The following is a 17,748-nucleotide window of genomic DNA, read 5'->3' on the forward strand; positions in this document are numbered from 1 at the left end:
TCAGTCGCGCGCTCCCAATCTTTACATAGGCTTCCCCCCGAAATGATGGACATCAACGAGATTCGCGAATACCTGCCTCACCGTTACCCGTTCCTGCTGGTGGACCGGGTCGTGGATCTGGATGTGGAAGGCAAGCGCATTCGCGCCTACAAGAATGTCAGCATCAATGAGCCATTCTTCAATGGCCACTTCCCGGCGCATCCAATCATGCCGGGCGTGTTGATCATCGAAGCGATGGCTCAGGCTGCCGGGATCCTTGGTTTCAAGATGCTTGACCTGAAACCGGCTGACGGCACTCTTTACTACTTTGTTGGCTCCGACAAGCTGCGCTTCCGCCAGCCGGTCAAGCCTGGCGACCAGCTGATCCTTGAAGCCACCTTCATCAGTTGCAAGCGCAAGATCTGGAAATTCGAATGCCAGGCATCGGTAGATGGCAAGCCAGTCTGCTCCGCTGAAATTATCTGCGCGGAACAAAAAGTATGAGTTTGATTGACCCTCGAGCCATCATCGACCCGACGGCTGTTCTGGCCGACGGTGTCGAGGTCGGCCCTTGGTCGATTGTCGGTGCGGGTGTGGAAATTGGCGAGGGCACGGTCATTGGGCCGCATGTGATCCTCAAAGGTCCCACCCGAATCGGCAAGCACAACCGTATTTACCAGTTTTCGTCGATCGGCGAAGACACGCCGGACCTGAAGTACAAAGGTGAAGAGACACGCCTGGTCATTGGTGATCACAACGTCATCCGTGAAGGCGTCACGATTCATCGTGGCACCGTGCAGGATCGTTCGGAGACCACCCTTGGCGACCACAACCTGATCATGGCTTACGCGCACATTGGTCACGACAGTGTCATTGGCAACCACTGCATCCTGGTCAATAACACTGCGCTGGCGGGTCATGTGCACGTTGAAGACTGGGCGATCCTGTCCGGCTTCACCCTGGTTCACCAGTACTGCCATATCGGCGCCCACAGCTTTTCCGGCATGGGCACCGCCATCGGCAAGGACGTTCCCGCCTACGTCACTGTGTTTGGCAACCCGGCCGAGGCTCGCAGCATGAACTTCGAAGGCATGCGCCGTCGCGGTTTCAGTGAAGACGCGATCCATGCCTTGCGTCGTGCCTATAAGGTGGTTTACCGCCAGGGTCTGACAGTTGAGCAGGCGCTGGCCGAACTGACCGAGCCTTCAGCACAGTTTCCAGAAGTTGCGGTGTTTCGTGACTCGATCCAGTCCTCGAACCGCGGCATCACTCGCTGATCATGGCTAATTTACGTATTGCGCTGGTGGCGGGTGAAGCTTCCGGTGATATTTTGGGCGCCGGCCTGATGCGCGCGCTCAAAGCCCGTCATCCAGCGGTGGAGTTCATTGGGGTCGGTGGTCCGCTGATGCAGGCCGAAGGCTTGACCTCCTATTTTCCGATGGAGCGCCTGTCGGTGATGGGCCTGGTGGAAGTGCTCGGTCGTTTGCGTGAGCTGCTCAAGCGCCGCAAGAAACTGGTCGTTGACCTGATTGCTGCGAAGCCGGACGTGTTCATCGGTATCGATGCCCCGGACTTCAACCTCAATATCGAACTCAAGCTGCGTCAGGCCGGGATCAAGACCGTGCATTACGTCAGCCCGTCGGTATGGGCCTGGCGGCAAAAGCGCGTGCTGAAGATCCGCGAAGGCTGCGACCTGATGCTGACGCTGTTCCCGTTCGAAGCAAAATTCTACGAAGAAAAGGGCGTGCCGGTGCGGTTTGTCGGGCACTCCCTGGCCGATGCAATCCCGCTCGAAGCTGACCGCACGGCTGCGCGAGCCGAGTTGGGCTTGCCTGATGGACCACTGGTGGCGTTGATGCCCGGCAGTCGCGGCGGTGAGGTCGGTCGTCTCGGCGCCTTGTTCCTCGATACTGCCCAGCGTCTGCGTGCCATGCGCCCTGGTGTGCGCTTCGTCATGCCGTGTGCCAGTCCCGAGCGGCGCGCTCAGTTGGAAGAGCTGCTGGTTGGCCGTGATTTGCCACTGACGTTGCTCGACGGTAAATCCCACTTGGCCCTGGCGGCCTGTGATGCGGTACTGATTGCTTCCGGCACCGCGACTCTGGAAGCCTTGCTGTACAAGCGGCCGATGGTCGTCGCTTATCGCCTGGCACCACTGACGTTCTGGATTCTCAAGCGCATGGTGAAAAGCCCTTACGTGTCGTTGCCGAACCTGCTGGCGCAGCGCTTGCTGGTGCCTGAATTGCTGCAGGATGATGCGACGGTCGAAGCCCTGGCCCAGACGCTTTCGCCATTGATCGAAGGTGGTGAAGAACAGACCCGTGGCTTCGACGAAATTCATCGCACCTTGCGCCTGGACGCCTCCAATCAGGCAGCGGACGCAGTATTGAACCTGATCGGCAGCAAAGCACAATGAGCAAGACAAGCATGCAGATGGGCCTGGACTTCACCCTCGTCGCCGAAGTGGAAGACCTGGTGGCCGGTGTCGACGAAGTCGGACGTGGCCCGCTCTGCGGTGCGGTAGTGACCGCTGCGGTGATCCTCGATCCGAATCGGCCCATCCACGGCCTGAACGACTCGAAAAAGCTCACCGAAGCCCGCCGCGAGAAGCTCTACGACGAAATCTGCGAGAAGGCGCTGAGCTGGTGCATCGCTCGCGCTGAAGTCGAGGAAATCGACGAACTGAATATTCTGCACGCCACCATGCTGGCCATGCAGCGCGCCATCGAGGGCCTGCACATTCAGCCGAAACTGGCGATGATCGACGGCAACCGCTGCCCGAAACTGTCCATGCGCGCTGAAGCGGTGGTGCAGGGCGACGGCAAGGTCCCAGCGATCGCGGCGGCATCCATTCTGGCCAAAGTCAGCCGTGATCGTGAAATGGCTGCTTTCGAATTGATCTATCCGGGTTACGGGATCGGCGGCCATAAAGGCTACCCGACGCCCGTTCATCTGGAAGCGCTGGCTCGCTTGGGGCCTACCCCGATTCATCGCCGCTCGTTTGCGCCGGTGCGTCTGGCGTATGAGGCACTGGAAAACCTGCTCGAGAGTTAGTCGCAAGGCTGATGTTTTTTCCAAGGCCCGGTACAATCCGGGCTTTGTTGTCTTCACGTTTCTAGTTTCCAGACAGGATCACTATGCCGGCTTCATTCGTTCATCTACGCCTGCACACTGAATATTCCCTGGTCGACGGTCTGGTGCGGATCAAGCCGCTGGTCAAGACCCTGGTCGGCATGAACATGCCTGCCGTGGCGGTCACCGACCAGAACAACATGTGTTCCCTGGTCAAATTCTATAAAGCCTCCATGGGCGCCGGGATCAAGCCGATCTGCGGCGCCGATCTGTGGCTGTCGAACAAGGATCCGGACAACGCGTTGAGCCGGATCAGCCTGCTGGCAATGAATGCTGTGGGTTACCGCAACCTCACCGAATTGATCTCCCGTGGCTTCATTGACGGTCAGCGCAATGGTTCGATCATCATCGAACGCGAGTGGGTGGCCGAGGCCAGCGAAGGCCTGATCATGCTGTCGGCAGCCAAAGAAGGCGAGATCGGCCTGGCCATGCTCGGCGGCAACCCCGCGGAAGCGGAAACCCTGACCCGCGAATGGATGGAGGTTTTCCCGGACCGCTTCTATCTGGAAATCCAGCGCACCAACCGCCCTAACGATGAAGAGCAACTGCACGGCGCCGTGGCCCTGGCCGAGAAGCTGGGTGCGCCGCTGGTGGCCACCAACGACGTGCGCTTCATCAAGCAGGAAGACTTCGAGGCCCACGAAACCCGCGTCTGTATCGGTGAAGGCCGCGCCCTCGACGATCCGCGACGCTCGAAAAATTACAGCGATCAGCAGTACCTCAAAAGCGCCGAGGAAATGGCTGAGCTGTTCAGCGACATTCCCGAAGCGCTGGAAAACACGGTCGAGATCGCCAAGCGCTGCAACATCGAAGTGAAGCTGGGCACGCACTTCCTGCCCAACTTCCCGATTCCCGATGGCATGACCATCGACGAATATTTCCGCAAGGTGTCGTTCGATGGCCTGGAAGAGCGCCTGAGCGTTCTGCTGCCCAAAGACACCACCGAAGACTATGGCGCCAAGCGCCAGGTCTATGTTGACCGGTTGAATTTCGAGCTGGATATCATCATCCAGATGGGGTTTCCCGGTTACTTCCTGATCGTTATGGACTTTATCCAGTGGGCCAAGAGCAACGGCGTGCCGGTAGGTCCGGGTCGGGGGTCGGGTGCCGGGTCCTTGGTGGCCTATGTGCAGAAGATCACCGACCTCGATCCGCTGGAATATGACCTGCTGTTCGAACGATTCCTGAACCCGGAACGGGTTTCCATGCCCGACTTCGACGTCGACTTCTGCATGGACGGTCGCGACCGGGTGATCGACTACGTGGCCGAGAAATACGGCCGTAACGCGGTGAGTCAGATCATCACTTTCGGTTCCATGGCCGCCAAGGCTGTGGTCCGCGACGTGGCGCGGGTGCAGGGCAAGTCCTATGGTCTGGCGGATCGTCTGTCGAAGATGATCCCGTTCGAAGTCGGCATGACCCTGGAAAAAGCCTACGAGCAGGAAGAGATCCTGCGTGACTTCATCAAGGTCGATGAAGAAGCGGCGGAAATCTGGGACATGGCCCGCAAGCTTGAAGGTGTTGTGCGTAACGTCGGCAAGCACGCCGGCGGCGTGGTGATCGCGCCGACCAAGCTGACCGATTTCTCGCCGATCTATTGCGACGAAGCCGGTGACGGCCTGGTAACCCAGTTCGACAAGGACGACGTCGAGGCCGCCGGTCTGGTGAAGTTCGACTTCCTGGGTCTGCGGACCCTGACGATCATTGACTGGGCGCTGAAAACCATCAACCGCGAGCGGGCCAAGGTCGACGAGCCGCCGCTGGACATCGCGTTCATCCCGCTGGATGACAAACCGACTTACCAATTGCTGCAAAAGGCCGAAACCACGGCGGTGTTCCAGCTTGAATCCCGAGGCATGAAAGAGCTGATCAAAAAGCTCAAGCCCGACTGCCTGGAAGACTTGATCGCACTGGTGGCACTGTTCCGTCCGGGTCCGCTGCAATCGGGCATGGTGGACGACTTCATCAACCGTAAGCACGGTCGCGCCGAACTTGCTTACCCGCACTCGGACTACCAGTACGAAGGCCTCAAGCCGGTACTGGCACCGACTTACGGCATCATCCTGTATCAGGAACAGGTGATGCAGATTGCCCAGGTCATGGCCGGTTACACCCTCGGCGGTGCGGACATGCTGCGTCGAGCCATGGGTAAGAAAAAACCCGAAGAAATGGCCAAGCAACGCGGCGGTTTCATTGAAGGTTGTGCCACCAACAATATTGATGCCGACCTTGCCGGTAACATTTTCGACCTGGTAGAGAAGTTCGCCGGTTACGGTTTCAACAAATCCCACTCCGCTGCTTACGGCCTGGTGTCGTATCAGACCGCGTGGCTGAAAGCGCACTACCCTGCGCCGTTCATGGCGGCAGTGCTGTCGGCGGATATGCACAACACCGACAAGGTCGTGACCTTGATCGAGGAAGTGCGGACCATGAAGCTGCGCCTCGACGCACCGGACGTGAACACCTCGGAGTTCAAGTTCACGGTGAACGACGAGGGCCGCATCATTTACGGCCTGGGCGCGATCAAGGGCGTGGGCGAAGGCCCGGTGGAGGCAATTACCGAGGCGCGTCAGCACGGTCCATTCAAGGATTTGTTCGATTTCTGTGCACGGGTTGACCTCAAGCGCATCAACAAACGTACCCTCGACGGCTTGATCCGCAGCGGTGCCCTGGATCGTCTCGGCCCGTATTTCCATGACGAGCAAAAAGCCTATCAGGCCAACATCGACCGCAATCGCGCGGTGTTGCTGACCGCCATGGAAGAAGCGATCAAGGCCGCCGAGCAGACCGCTCGCACCCACGACAGTGGTCACGCCGATCTGTTTGGCGGTCTGTTCGTCGAGGAAGACGCCGACGTCTACGCCAATCACCGCAAGGCCAAGGAACTGACCCTCAAGGAACGCCTGAAAGGTGAAAAAGACACCTTGGGCCTGTACCTGACCGGTCACCCGATTGATGAATACGAAGGTGAAATCCGTCGCTTCGCCCGCCAGCGCATCATCGATCTGAAACCGGCGCGCGATACGCAAACCGTCGCAGGCATGATCATCGCCCTGCGCGTGATGAAGAACAAAAAGGGCGACAAGATGGGCTTCATCACCCTCGACGACCGCTCTGGACGTATCGAAGCCTCGCTGTTTGCCGAGGCGTTCCACTCCGCGCAATCGTTGTTGCAGACTGACGCAATGGTGGTGGTGGAAGGGGAGGTCAGTAACGACGACTTCTCCGGCGGCCTGCGCCTGCGGGTCAAGCGGGTGATGAGCATGGAAGATGCGCGCACCAATCTGGCCGAAAGCCTGCGCCTGAAGGTGCAGACCCAGGACCTGAAGGGAGACCAGCTACGCTTGCTCGGTGAGCTGTTCAAGCGCCATCGCGGTGCCTGCCCGATCACCATGGAGTACACCAGTCCTGACGCGAAGGCCTTGCTGCAGTTCGGCGAGACCTGGCGAATCGACCCGGCGGATGCCTTGATTCAAGCCCTGCGTGACCAGTTCGGGCGAGACAACGTCTTCCTCCAATACCGTTGACGGTCAGGTGCCATTCTTCACCATAAAGAGTGCGCCCTGATCTCGACCCAATTTTTAATCTCGACCTGAACGCGCCTCTCCCTTAAGGTAGGGCGCGAATAGACAACCGGCCGGCCCAAGCTCTCTTGGACGTCGACCCAAGACGGACGCCTATGAACCCGAATTTTCTAGATTTCGAACAGCCGATCGCCGACCTGCAAGCCAAGATCGAAGAGTTGCGCTTGGTCGGTAACGACAATTCGCTGAATATCGGCGATGAGATCTCCCGCCTGCAGGACAAGAGCAACACGCTGACCGAAGACATCTTCGGCAAGCTGACCAGCTGGCAGATCGCACGTCTGGCGCGCCACCCGCGTCGTCCGTACACCCTGGACTACATCGAACACATCTTTACCGAGTTCGATGAGTTGCACGGCGACCGTCACTTCTCCGACGACGCTGCCATCGTCGGTGGCATCGCCCGTCTGGACGACCAGCCGGTGATGATCATCGGTCACCAGAAAGGCCGTGAAGTACGCGAGAAAGTTCGCCGCAACTTCGGTATGCCGCGCCCTGAAGGCTACCGCAAGGCGTGCCGCCTGATGGAAATGGCCGAGCGTTTCAAAATGCCGATCCTGACCTTCATCGACACCCCGGGCGCTTACCCGGGTATCGACGCTGAAGAGCGCAACCAGAGCGAAGCGATTGCCTGGAACCTGCGCGTCATGTCGCGTCTGAAGACGCCAATCATCGCCACCGTGATCGGTGAGGGTGGTTCTGGCGGTGCGTTGGCGATTGGTGTCTGCGATCAGTTGAACATGCTGCAATATTCGACCTACGCGGTGATTTCGCCGGAAGGCTGCGCATCGATCCTGTGGAAGACCGCCGAGAAAGCACCGGATGCCGCTGAGGCGATGGGCATCACTGCCGAGCGCCTTAAAGGCCTGGGCATTGTGGACAAGGTGATCAGCGAGCCGCTGGGCGGCGCGCACCGTGATCCAGCCACTGCGGCGGCCTCGATCCGTGCCGAGCTGAGCTCGCAACTGGCGATGCTGAAGAAGTTCGACAACGATGCGCTGCTGGCCCGTCGTTACGAGCGTCTGATGAGCTACGGTCTCTGATCTGACGCTGCTTCGGCAAGCGACGCAAACCCATGTGGGAGCGAGCTTGCTCGCGATAGCGGTATAACAGCCAACGAGTGTGTTGAATGTTAAGCCGCCTTCGCGAGCAAGCTCGCTCCCACATTTGATTTGTGCAAAGGGAAAGATATGGATCAGCCTGCGATTGATTTGTCCTTAAGGCTTTTGCTGAATCTGAAGCCATGGCGCAACGCCGCAACCTGGCATATCGCCTTCTCCGGCGGCCTCGACTCCACGGTCCTGCTGCACTTGCTCGCAACACTTGCGAAAACCCATTCCCTGCCAGCGTTAAGCGCCATCCATGTCCATCACGGCCTTCAGGCTGTGGCCGATGCGTGGCCGCAACATTGTCAGTCCATCTGTGATGCGCTGGGTGTGCCGCTGAAGATCATTCGCGTTCAGGTCAAGCCGGGCGCCAGCCTGGAGCGCGCGGCCCGTGATGCTCGCTACGATGCCTTCAGGGCAGCAACCCAGGTTAATGAAATGCTGCTGACCGCGCAGCACCGTGACGATCAGGCCGAAACCCTGTTGTTTCGGCTTTTGCGCGGAGCGGGCGTCAGGGGGCTCTCGGGGATGCCGCAGCAGCGTGCCTTGGGCCGTGGTCATCTGCTACGCCCGTTGCTCGACGTCACCCGAGCAGAGCTCGAGGCTTATGCCGTCGAGCATCAGTTGCGCTGGATCGAAGACCCCTCCAATCAGGATCGGCAGTTCTCGCGCAATTACCTGCGTCATCAGGTATTTCCGGTGTTGGCCGAGCGCTGGCCGCAAGCCGTGGCGACCATGGCCCGTAGCGCTGCGCACCTGAGTGAGGCTCAAGAACTGCTCGATGAGCTGGCGCAAATCGATCTTGCTACCGCCAACAGCACCAGCGATTTCGATTGGCTGGGCGTGCCTTCGCTGGCGCTCGCGGCATTGGCGCAACGCTCGGCCGCACGCCAGCGCAATGCGTTGAGTCACTGGCTGGCGACGCGCACACGGTTGCCGGACAGTGACCACTGGTCGGGTTGGGAAAATCTGCGCGATGCCGTGGGCGATGCTCGTCCGGTCTGGCGCCTGGCGGACGGCGAGCTGCATCGCGGCGGTGGACGAATCTGGTGGTTGTCGGGTGGCTGGCTTCGCGGTTTTTCGTCAGAGGTTGACTGGCCAGATCCGGCTCTACCGCTGCAATTGCCGGATAACGGCGTGCTCTCGATCAATGGGGCAATCCCCGTTGGCCCGCTGCACGTGCGCTATCGCACGGGAGGCGAAGTCATGAATCTGCCTGATCGCGGGCACCGCGATATGAAACGTTTGCTCAATGAGCGGGGTGTTCCTGGCTTCGTCCGTGGCAGATTGCCGCTGCTGTATCGCGGTGAGCAATTGCTGGCTGTGGCAGGCCTGCCGGGCTTGAACGGCAGTGCGACGGACGGCTGGGTTTTACAATGGGTGCCACCAAGCGAAGATCAAGGTTTGAGCTGAAAGGGGCTTTCCGGTAGACTACGCTCCCTTCTTGATACAACTTCTGTGGATTCGCCTGAATTGCAGGAGTTGCCGATTACCAAGCAGTCTTTGCTGGGCGATTCCAAAAAATGTGTAGCGAGCAACGTACCGGTTTTTCATTTGCCGGTCTGTCCCAACGCGGCGGTTTTTTTGAAAGGTGCACTGTGATTAATGCAGGTGATCGGGGGCTTCGGCCTTCCTTCGCTTTCCCCGGCGGCTCGGACCGCTTTAACGCAGACTTCTAGGGTTTTTCATGACGCGCTACATATTCGTCACGGGCGGTGTTGTTTCTTCATTGGGGAAAGGCATCGCATCGGCATCATTGGCGGCCATCCTGGAGGCGCGGGGACTTAAGGTCACCATGCTGAAGCTGGACCCGTACATCAACGTTGACCCGGGCACCATGAGCCCGTTCCAGCACGGTGAAGTGTTCGTCACCCACGACGGCGCCGAGACCGACCTGGACCTGGGGCACTACGAGCGGTTCATCCGCACGACCATGACCCAGAACAACAACTTCACCACCGGCCGTGTCTATGAACACGTGCTGCGCAAAGAGCGCCGTGGTGATTACCTGGGCGCCACCATCCAGGTGATCCCGCACATCACCGACGAAATCAAGCGCCGCATCATCAAGGGTGCAGGCGATGCCGACGTGGCCATGGTCGAGATCGGTGGCACTGTGGGTGATATCGAGTCGCAACCGTTCCTCGAAGCCATCCGCCAGTTGCGTTTCGAAGTCGGCGCCAAGCGCGCGATGCTGATGCACCTGACGCTGGTGCCGTACATCGCCACCGCCGGCGAAACCAAAACCAAGCCAACCCAGCACTCGGTCAAGGAACTGCGTTCCATCGGCCTGCAGCCGGACGTGCTGGTTTGCCGTTCCGATCACCCGATCGACATCTCGTCGCGTCGCAAGATCGCCCAGTTCACCAACGTTGAAGAACGTGCGGTGATCGCGCTGGAAGACGCCGACACCATCTACAAGATCCCGGGCATCCTGCACGCCCAGGGCCTGGACGATTTCGTCGTCGAGCGCTTCGGCCTGCAATGCGGCAGCGCCGACCTGTCCGAGTGGGAAGCGGTGGTTGACGCCAAGCTGAACCCGGAACACGAAGTCACGATCGCCATGGTCGGCAAGTACATGGAGCTGCTGGACGCCTACAAGTCGCTGATCGAAGCGATGAGTCACGCCGGCATCAGCAACCGTACCAAGGTCAACCTGCGCTACATCGATTCCGAAGACATCGAGAACCAGGGCACCGCGCTGCTCGAAGGCGTCGACGCGATCCTCGTACCCGGCGGCTTCGGTCTGCGTGGCGTGGAAGGCAAGATCACCGCCGTGCAGTACGCTCGCGAAAACAAGGTTCCCTACCTGGGTATCTGCCTGGGCATGCAAGTGGCCGTGATCGAGTTCGCCCGCAACGTGCTGGGCTGGAAAGACGCCAACTCCACCGAGTTCGATCGCGCCAGCGGTCACCCGGTCGTGGGTCTGATCACCGAGTGGGAAGATGCCACCGGCGCCGTCGAAACCCGTACCGAAACCTCTGATCTGGGCGGCACCATGCGCCTTGGCGCTCAGGACTGCCTGCTGGAACCGGGCTCGCTGGTTCACGACTGCTACGCCAAGGACGTGATTGTTGAACGTCACCGTCATCGCTACGAAGTGAACAACAACCTGCTGCCACAAATCATGGAAGCCGGCCTGAAGATCTCCGGTCGCTCCGGCGATGGCGCGCTGGTTGAAGTGGTTGAAGCACCGGATCATCCATGGTTCGTCGCTTGCCAGTTCCACCCTGAGTTCACCTCGACACCACGCGACGGTCACCCGTTGTTCAGCGGTTTCGTAAAAGCGGCTTTGGCTCAACACCAGAAGAAGGCGTAAAACCTGATGGCCCAGAAGATCATCCGCGTCGGCGATATCGAGATTGCCAACGACAAGCCCATGGTGCTGTTCGGCGGCATGAACGTGCTGGAAAGCCGCGACATGGCGATGCAGGTCTGCGAAGAGTACGTCAAGGTCACCGAGAAACTCGGCATCCCTTACGTGTTCAAGGCCAGCTTCGACAAGGCCAACCGCTCGTCGGTGACCTCTTACCGTGGCCCCGGCCTGGAAGAGGGCATGCGGATCTTCCAGGACATCAAGCAAGCCTTTGGCGTTCCGATCATCACCGACGTTCATGAGCCTGATCAGGCCGCGGTCGTCGCTGAAGTCTGCGACATCATCCAGTTGCCGGCCTTCCTGTCGCGCCAGACCGACCTTGTGGTCGCGATGGCCAAGACGGGCGCGGTGATCAACATCAAGAAAGCCCAGTTCCTTGCGCCTCAGGAAATGAAACACATTCTGAGCAAGTGCGTGGAAGCGGGTAACGATCAGTTGATCCTCTGCGAGCGTGGTTCGAGCTTCGGCTACAACAACCTGGTCGTCGACATGCTTGGCTTCGGCATCATGAAGCAGTTCGAATACCCGGTGTTCTTCGACGTGACCCACGCGCTGCAAATGCCCGGTGGTCGCTCCGATTCCGCCGGTGGTCGTCGCGCCCAGGTCACCGACCTGGCCAAGGCCGGCATGAGCCAGTCGCTGGCCGGGCTGTTCCTCGAAGCCCACCCGGACCCGGACAACGCCAAATGTGACGGCCCTTGTGCCTTGCGTCTGGACAAACTGGAGCCATTCCTGGCCCAGCTCAAAGCGTTGGACGAACTGGTGAAGAGTTTTCCGACGGTAGAAACCGCGTAAACCTCAATTCTCCGGTAAAGTACCGCACGATTTGTTGCTCAGGCCCGCGGGCCTGAGCCCTATCGTCCGCAAGTCTGCCCGCTGCACACCACTTGCCGACGGTAAAAGATTTCCTTCAGCTGCGTCGTTTTCGTCAACTTTGGAGTGTTTACAACAATGGCAAAAATCGTCGACATCAAAGGTCGTGAAGTTCTCGACTCCCGTGGCAATCCCACCGTGGAAGCGGACGTGCTTCTCGATAACGGCATCATCGGCAGTGCGTGTGCGCCGTCCGGTGCTTCCACTGGCTCGCGTGAAGCGCTCGAGCTGCGTGATGGCGACAAGAGCCGTTACCTGGGCAAGGGTGTGCTCAAGGCGGTAGCCAACATCAACGGTCCGATCCGCGATCTGCTGCTGGGCACCGACCCAAGCGACCAGAAAGCCCTGGATCACGCGATGATCAAGCTCGACGGTACTGAAAACAAAGGCTCCCTGGGCGCCAACGCGATCCTCGCCGTATCCCTGGCCGCGGCCAAGGCAGCAGCACAGGACCAGGACCTGCCGCTGTACGCACACATCGCCAACCTGAACGGCACCCCAGGTGTTTACTCGATGCCGGTTCCGATGATGAACATCATCAACGGTGGCGAGCACGCCGATAACAACGTCGACATCCAGGAATTCATGGTGCAGCCGGTTGGCGCCAAGTCTTTCTCGGAAGGCCTGCGCATGGGCACCGAGATTTTCCATCACCTCAAAGCTGTGCTGAAGGCACGTGGCCTGAGCACTGCCGTGGGTGACGAAGGCGGTTTCGCACCGAACCTGGCTTCCAACGAAGACGCATTGAAAGTGATCTCCGAAGCCGTGGCCAATGCCGGTTACAAGCTGGGCACCGACGTGACCCTGGCGCTGGATTGCGCAGCCAGCGAATTCTACGAGGATGGCAAGTACAACCTGTCCGGCGAAGGTCATGTATTCACCTCCGAAGGTTTTGCTGACTACCTCAAAGGCCTGACCGAGCGTTACCCGATCATCTCCATCGAAGATGGCCTGGACGAGTCCGACTGGGCGGGCTGGAAAGTCCTCACCGACAAGATCGGCGAGAAAATCCAACTGGTGGGCGACGACCTGTTCGTCACCAACACCAAGATCCTGAAAGAAGGCATCGACAAGAAGATTGCCAACTCGATCCTGATCAAGTTCAACCAGATCGGCACCCTGACTGAAACCCTGGAAGCCATCCAGATGGCCAAGGCCGCTGGTTACACCGCTGTGATCTCGCACCGCTCCGGCGAAACCGAAGATTCGACCATTGCCGACCTGGCTGTGGGCACTGCGGCAGGCCAGATCAAGACCGGCTCGCTGTGCCGTTCCGATCGCGTTTCCAAGTACAACCAACTGCTGCGTATCGAAGAGCAGTTGAACGGTAAAGCCAAGTACAACGGTCGCAGCGAGTTCCGCGGCTGATTTGTACGTGGTAAAAAAGACAGCAGATAGTGTCAAAAAAATCGCTACAACGATGAATTTGCCACTAATCTGATGCCTTATAAGCACAAGCCTGGGTCTTCCAGGCTTCGTGCTATCAGAAGCTTCAAAGTTTTGGCATGGCTGTCTTTTTTCACTGGATACCTGATATTCGATGCGCAGTCCCAATTGGTTGTTTCTCGTCTTGCTCTTGCTGCTGGCTGGCCTGCAGTACCGCCTGTGGGTAGGTAATGGCAGTCTGGCGCAAGTGGCTGAACTGACGCAGCAGATTGCCGAGCAACACGCTGAAAACGAGGCGTTGCTGGAGCGCAATCGGGTCATGGACGCTGAAGTCAGCGAGCTGAAAAAAGGCATGGAGACCGTTGAAGAACGGGCTCGTCATGAGCTGGGCATGGTCAAGGACGGTGAAACCCTTTACCAGCTGGCGCAATGATCCAGTCGTTACCGGCCTTCTGGGCCGTGATTCCTGCCGCGGGCGTCGGTGCCCGTATGGCCGCGGACCGTCCCAAGCAATACTTGCAACTGGGCGGGCGCACAATTCTCGAACACAGCCTTGGCTGTTTCCTTGATCATCCTGCCCTTAAGGGGTTGGTGGTCAGTCTGGCTGTCGATGATCCTTATTGGCCGAACCTGGCGTGTGCCACGGATCCGCGTATTCAGCGGGTCGAGGGCGGTGCCGAGCGTTCCGGGTCGGTGCTCAATGCCTTGCTGTGTCTGCATACACTGGGTGCTGATGATGAAGATTGGGTGTTGGTTCACGATGCGGCACGGCCGAATCTGTCCCGCGATGATCTCGATAAATTACTCGGTGAACTGGCGGATGATCCGGTTGGCGGCTTGCTGGCAGTGCCTGCACGCGATACGTTGAAACGGGTCGACAAGCACGGCCGTGTGGTTGAAACCGTGGATCGCAGCGTGATCTGGCAGGCGTATACGCCACAGATGTTTCGTCTTGGCGCCCTGCACCGGGCATTGGCTGACAGTTTGGTAGCGGATGCCGTCATTACTGACGAAGCGTCGGCCATGGAGTGGTCAGGTTTGGCGCCGCGACTGATCGAAGGGCGATCCGACAACCTCAAGGTGACTCGCCCTGAGGACCTGGAATGGTTGCGGCAGCGCTGGACCAACCGCCGCTGATTGACATTGTTTGTGCGTTGCCCCAATCGCGAGCAAGCTCGCTCCCACATTAGATCCAGGGTGTTCACAAATAATGTGTTCACAGATGATCAAATGTGGGAGCGAGCTTGCTCGCGATAGCGCTGGTTCAGGCTGCGCATAAGTTGCTGATCGATACAGGCAGGTCCTAACTCCGATACTCCGGCCTTTCAGCCAACCCACCCTTCAAAAAATCCACCAACTTGCGCACCTTCGGCGACAGATGCCGTTGCTGCGGATACAGCGCCCACACCGCCGTATTCGGCGGCTGATGCGCATCCAGCAACGAAATCAGTGCACCACTGTTCAAGTGCTCCAGCACGTAATAGTCCGGCAGCTGGCACAAACCGGCCCCCTGTAACGCCGCATCCAGCACCGCTTGCCCACTGTTGCAGCGCCAGTTTCCCTGCACTCGCTGGGAAAACTCCTTCCCATTTTGCTCCAGCTGCCAGATGTCCGAACTGCCGATCAGGCAGTTATGCCGGCTCAGTTCCGACAAGCTGTGTGGGCGGCCATACCTTTCCACGTAGGACGATGACGCGCACACGTACATGCGTCGTGGCGCAAGACGGGTCGCGACCAGCCGCGAGTCCTGAAGCCTGCCGAGGCGAATCGCCAAGTCCAGGCCTTCATGCACGAGGTCCAGCGTGCGGTTGCTCAGTTCGATATCGACACGCAGTTGTGGATACAACCCCATGAACCGGGTCACCAGCGGCACGATGAATCGCTCGCCGTAAGCCACGGCACAGGTCATGCGCAGCATGCCTTTGGGTTCGCTGGTCAGGTCCCCGACAGCACGTAGCGCTTCTTCGCGGCCATCCTGCAACCGTTGACAGTGTTGCAAAAACGTCTGCCCCGCCTCGGTCAGGGTGACTCGGCGGGTGCTGCGGTACAGCAAGCGGGTTTGTAGGCGCTCTTCCAGGCGTACGATTTGTCGACTGACGTGAGAGGAAGAAACCCCAAGACGTTCAGCCGCTGCGGTGAACTGACTGCACTCGGCGACGGCGACGAACTCGTCGATGCCTTCCCAGCGATTTTCGGACATGAAAGGATTATCCCTGTACGGCAATAATATTTTGCATTTGCCCTGATTATTCACCGTCAGGTCATGTATTACACTCCTTGTCTCGTTTTTATTCACTGGAGCACCTACATGATCAAGTCGCGCGCCGCCGTTGCCTTCGAGGCGAAGAAACCTCTCGAGATCGTTGAAGTCGATGTCGCCATGCCCAAGGCCGGTGAAGTGCTATTGCGTGTGGTGGCCTCCGGTGTTTGCCATACCGATGCCTACACCCTGTCCGGTGCCGATCCGGAAGGCATCTTCCCGTCGATCCTCGGTCACGAAGGTGGCGCGGTGGTCGAAGCGATCGGCGAGGGCGTGACCTCGGTAGCCGTCGGTGATCATGTGATTCCGCTGTACACCCCGGAATGCCGCCAGTGCAAATTCTGCCTGTCGGGCAAAACCAACCTCTGCCAGGCCATTCGTGCCACTCAAGGCAAGGGCTTGATGCCGGATGGCACTTCGCGCTTTTCCTACAAGGGCCAGCCGATTTTCCACTACATGGGGACTTCGACGTTCTCCGAATACACCGTGCTGCCGGAAATCTCCGTCGCCAAGATCCCCAAGGAAGCCCCGCTGGAAAAAGTCTGCCTGCTGGGTTGCGGCGTCACCACCGGCATCGGCGCGGTGCTTAACACCGCCAAGGTAAAACCGGGTGACACCGTCGCCATCTTCGGCCTGGGTGGCATTGGTCTGTCGGCGGTGATCGGCGCGGTGAAAGCCAAGGCTGCGCGAATCATCGCCATCGACATCAACCCGGCCAAGTTCGAAATCGCCAAACAGCTGGGCGCCACCGACTGCGTAAACCCGAAAGACTTCGACCGCCCGATCCAGGAAGTCATCGTCGACATGACCGATGGCGGCGTCGACTTTTCCTTCGAGTGCATCGGCAACGTGCAATTGATGCGTGCAGCCCTTGAGTGCTGCCATAAAGGTTGGGGCGAGTCGGTGATCATCGGCGTGGCCGGTGCCGGCCAGGAAATCGCCACCCGTCCGTTCCAGTTGGTTACCGGTCGCGTCTGGCGCGGCTCGGCGTTTGGTGGCGTGCGGGGCCGTACCGAATTGCCAAGCTACGTGGAAATGGCCGAAACCGGCGAAATTCCGCTCGATACCTTCATCACCCACACCATGGGCCTGGAAGATATCAACAAGGCGTTCGACCTGATGCATGAAGGCAAAAGCATTCGTAGCGTCATTCATTTCTGAGGTCCGTCATGAACCTGGAAAACATCTCCTGCCAGAAAAGTTTTGGCGGCTGGCACAAGCGCTACCGCCATCGCTCCAACGTGCTCGGCTGCGACATGGTGTTTGCCGTGTACCTGCCGCCGCAAGCGGAGCAGGGCGGCAAGCTGCCCGTGCTGTATTGGCTGTCCGGCCTGACCTGCACCGACGAGAACTTCATGCACAAGGCCGGTGCCCTGCGCATGGCTGCCGAGCTGGGACTGATCATTGTGGCGCCGGACACCAGCCCGCGCGGCGCCGATGTACCGGGTGACCCGGACGGCGCCTGGGACTTCGGCCTCGGTGCCGGGTTTTATCTGAATGCCACGCAGGAACCGTGGTCGCGGCATTATCGGATGCATGACTACGTCGTGCAGGAATTACCGGCATTGGTCGAAGCACATTTCCCTGCGTCGGACAAACGCGGCATCAGCGGTCATTCCATGGGCGGCCACGGCGCGCTGGTCTGCGCCTTGCGCAATCCGGGCCGCTATCAGTCGGTGTCGGCGTTTTCGCCAATCAACAATCCGATGGATTGCCCATGGGGGCAGAAGGCCTTCTCCCGCTATCTGGGCGAAGAGCGATCAAAATGGCGGGAGTGGGATGCCTGTGCATTGATCGCCGAGGCCAGTGAAAAGCTGCCGTTGCTGGTGGATCAAGGTGATCGCGACGATTTCCTTGCCACCCAACTCAAGCCCGAAGCCCTGCAACAAGCGGCAAAACAGGCAGGCCACCCGTTGACCTTGCGTTTGCAACCGGGCTACGACCACAGCTATTTCTTCATCGCCAGCTTCATCGACGACCACTTGCAGCATCACGGGCGAGCCCTAGGGCTCTAATGCAGGTAGAATCACGCCCTGACAAAAATCGGGGCGTTTT

At 59.2% G+C, this 17,748-nt stretch carries 15 protein-coding genes; 14 read left to right on the top strand and 1 reads right to left on the bottom strand.

Annotated elements, in window-relative coordinates; translation table 11 throughout:
- Positions 1-42 precede the first annotated feature (42 nt).
- From fabZ to ispD, 12 genes are all read left to right on the top strand, one after another.
- On the top strand, positions 43-483 hold the full coding sequence (gene fabZ, locus POF45_RS21845; protein ID WP_201195505.1) for a 3-hydroxyacyl-ACP dehydratase FabZ: 441 nt from the start codon (positions 43-45) through the stop codon (positions 481-483).
- Positions 480-1,256, top strand: coding sequence for an acyl-ACP--UDP-N-acetylglucosamine O-acyltransferase (gene lpxA, locus POF45_RS21850; RefSeq protein ID WP_259499895.1), 777 nt, complete (start codon positions 480-482; stop codon positions 1,254-1,256). The genes fabZ and lpxA overlap by 4 nt, the downstream gene beginning before the upstream one ends.
- Positions 1,257-1,258: 2 nt before the next feature.
- On the top strand, positions 1,259-2,392 hold the full coding sequence (lpxB, locus tag POF45_RS21855) for a lipid-A-disaccharide synthase (RefSeq protein ID WP_282316703.1): 1,134 nt from the start codon (positions 1,259-1,261) through the stop codon (positions 2,390-2,392).
- Positions 2,393-2,403: 11 nt separating this feature from the next.
- Positions 2,404-3,030 (top strand): ribonuclease HII, encoded by a 627-nt coding sequence (gene rnhB, locus POF45_RS21860; RefSeq protein WP_282317452.1) that lies wholly within the window; start codon positions 2,404-2,406, stop codon positions 3,028-3,030.
- Between the two features lie 83 nt (positions 3,031-3,113).
- A complete protein-coding gene (dnaE, locus tag POF45_RS21865) occupies positions 3,114-6,635 on the top strand; it encodes a DNA polymerase III subunit alpha (protein ID WP_282316704.1) in 3,522 nt (1,173 codons plus the stop codon).
- Between the two features lie 152 nt (positions 6,636-6,787).
- Entirely contained in the window at positions 6,788-7,735 is a 948-nt protein-coding gene (locus POF45_RS21870; protein ID WP_259499902.1) for an acetyl-CoA carboxylase carboxyltransferase subunit alpha, read from the top strand.
- A gap of 147 nt (positions 7,736-7,882) precedes the next feature.
- Positions 7,883-9,211 (top strand): tRNA lysidine(34) synthetase TilS, encoded by a 1,329-nt coding sequence (gene tilS / locus POF45_RS21875; protein WP_259499904.1) that lies wholly within the window; start codon positions 7,883-7,885, stop codon positions 9,209-9,211.
- 274 nt (positions 9,212-9,485) lie between these two features.
- Positions 9,486-11,117, top strand: a complete 1,632-nt coding sequence (gene pyrG / locus POF45_RS21880; protein ID WP_259499905.1) for a CTP synthase — start codon at positions 9,486-9,488, stop codon at positions 11,115-11,117.
- A 6-nt stretch (positions 11,118-11,123) separates the two neighbouring features.
- On the top strand, positions 11,124-11,969 hold the full coding sequence (gene kdsA, locus POF45_RS21885; RefSeq protein ID WP_046054578.1) for a 3-deoxy-8-phosphooctulonate synthase: 846 nt from the start codon (positions 11,124-11,126) through the stop codon (positions 11,967-11,969).
- Positions 11,970-12,125: 156 nt separating this feature from the next.
- Positions 12,126-13,415: a phosphopyruvate hydratase gene (gene eno, locus POF45_RS21890; RefSeq protein WP_259499909.1), complete on the top strand. Its 1,290-nt coding sequence runs from the start codon at positions 12,126-12,128 to the stop codon at positions 13,413-13,415.
- Between the two features lie 172 nt (positions 13,416-13,587).
- On the top strand, positions 13,588-13,866 hold the full coding sequence (ftsB, locus tag POF45_RS21895; RefSeq protein WP_259499911.1) for a cell division protein FtsB: 279 nt from the start codon (positions 13,588-13,590) through the stop codon (positions 13,864-13,866).
- The gene (gene ispD, locus POF45_RS21900) at positions 13,863-14,570 is read left to right on the top strand and encodes a 2-C-methyl-D-erythritol 4-phosphate cytidylyltransferase (protein ID WP_282316705.1); all 708 of its coding nucleotides are present in this window, start codon (positions 13,863-13,865) and stop codon (positions 14,568-14,570) included. The genes ftsB and ispD overlap by 4 nt, the downstream gene beginning before the upstream one ends.
- Before the next feature lie 166 nt (positions 14,571-14,736).
- On the opposite strand, the gene POF45_RS21905 is transcribed toward ispD, so the two are convergent.
- Positions 14,737-15,633, bottom strand: coding sequence for a LysR substrate-binding domain-containing protein (locus tag POF45_RS21905; RefSeq protein ID WP_259499915.1), 897 nt, complete (start codon positions 15,631-15,633; stop codon positions 14,737-14,739).
- Between the two features lie 108 nt (positions 15,634-15,741).
- Between POF45_RS21905 and POF45_RS21910 the strand changes: the two genes are divergently transcribed.
- The gene (locus tag POF45_RS21910; protein ID WP_129441645.1) at positions 15,742-16,854 is read left to right on the top strand and encodes an S-(hydroxymethyl)glutathione dehydrogenase/class III alcohol dehydrogenase; all 1,113 of its coding nucleotides are present in this window, start codon (positions 15,742-15,744) and stop codon (positions 16,852-16,854) included.
- Between the two features lie 8 nt (positions 16,855-16,862).
- Positions 16,863-17,708, top strand: coding sequence for an S-formylglutathione hydrolase (fghA, locus tag POF45_RS21915; RefSeq protein WP_259499919.1), 846 nt, complete (start codon positions 16,863-16,865; stop codon positions 17,706-17,708).
- Positions 17,709-17,748: the final 40 nt, after the last annotated feature.

The organism is Pseudomonas fungipugnans, from assembly GCF_029955235.1.
Taxonomy (GTDB): domain Bacteria; phylum Pseudomonadota; class Gammaproteobacteria; order Pseudomonadales; family Pseudomonadaceae; genus Aquipseudomonas; species Aquipseudomonas fungipugnans.

What these genes read in the sequence shown, in the direction of transcription:
- kdsA (WP_046054578.1), top strand. Translation starts at nt 11,124, where the DNA reads ATGGCCCAGAAGATCATCCGCGTCGGCGATATCGAGATTGCCAACGAC.
- POF45_RS21870 (WP_259499902.1), top strand. Translation starts at nt 6,788, where the DNA reads ATGAACCCGAATTTTCTAGATTTCGAACAGCCGATCGCCGACCTGCAA.
- rnhB (WP_282317452.1), top strand. Translation starts at nt 2,404, where the DNA reads ATGCAGATGGGCCTGGACTTCACCCTCGTCGCCGAAGTGGAAGACCTG.
- pyrG (WP_259499905.1), top strand. Translation starts at nt 9,486, where the DNA reads ATGACGCGCTACATATTCGTCACGGGCGGTGTTGTTTCTTCATTGGGG.
- lpxA (WP_259499895.1), top strand. Translation starts at nt 480, where the DNA reads ATGAGTTTGATTGACCCTCGAGCCATCATCGACCCGACGGCTGTTCTG.
- dnaE (WP_282316704.1), top strand. Translation starts at nt 3,114, where the DNA reads ATGCCGGCTTCATTCGTTCATCTACGCCTGCACACTGAATATTCCCTG.
- fabZ (WP_201195505.1), top strand. Translation starts at nt 43, where the DNA reads ATGATGGACATCAACGAGATTCGCGAATACCTGCCTCACCGTTACCCG.
- tilS (WP_259499904.1), top strand. Translation starts at nt 7,883, where the DNA reads ATGGATCAGCCTGCGATTGATTTGTCCTTAAGGCTTTTGCTGAATCTG.
- lpxB (WP_282316703.1), top strand. Translation starts at nt 1,259, where the DNA reads ATGGCTAATTTACGTATTGCGCTGGTGGCGGGTGAAGCTTCCGGTGAT.
- eno (WP_259499909.1), top strand. Translation starts at nt 12,126, where the DNA reads ATGGCAAAAATCGTCGACATCAAAGGTCGTGAAGTTCTCGACTCCCGT.
- POF45_RS21905 (WP_259499915.1), bottom strand. Translation starts at nt 15,633, where the DNA reads ATGTCCGAAAATCGCTGGGAAGGCATCGACGAGTTCGTCGCCGTCGCC.
- fghA (WP_259499919.1), top strand. Translation starts at nt 16,863, where the DNA reads ATGAACCTGGAAAACATCTCCTGCCAGAAAAGTTTTGGCGGCTGGCAC.
- ispD (WP_282316705.1), top strand. Translation starts at nt 13,863, where the DNA reads ATGATCCAGTCGTTACCGGCCTTCTGGGCCGTGATTCCTGCCGCGGGC.
- ftsB (WP_259499911.1), top strand. Translation starts at nt 13,588, where the DNA reads ATGCGCAGTCCCAATTGGTTGTTTCTCGTCTTGCTCTTGCTGCTGGCT.
- POF45_RS21910 (WP_129441645.1), top strand. Translation starts at nt 15,742, where the DNA reads ATGATCAAGTCGCGCGCCGCCGTTGCCTTCGAGGCGAAGAAACCTCTC.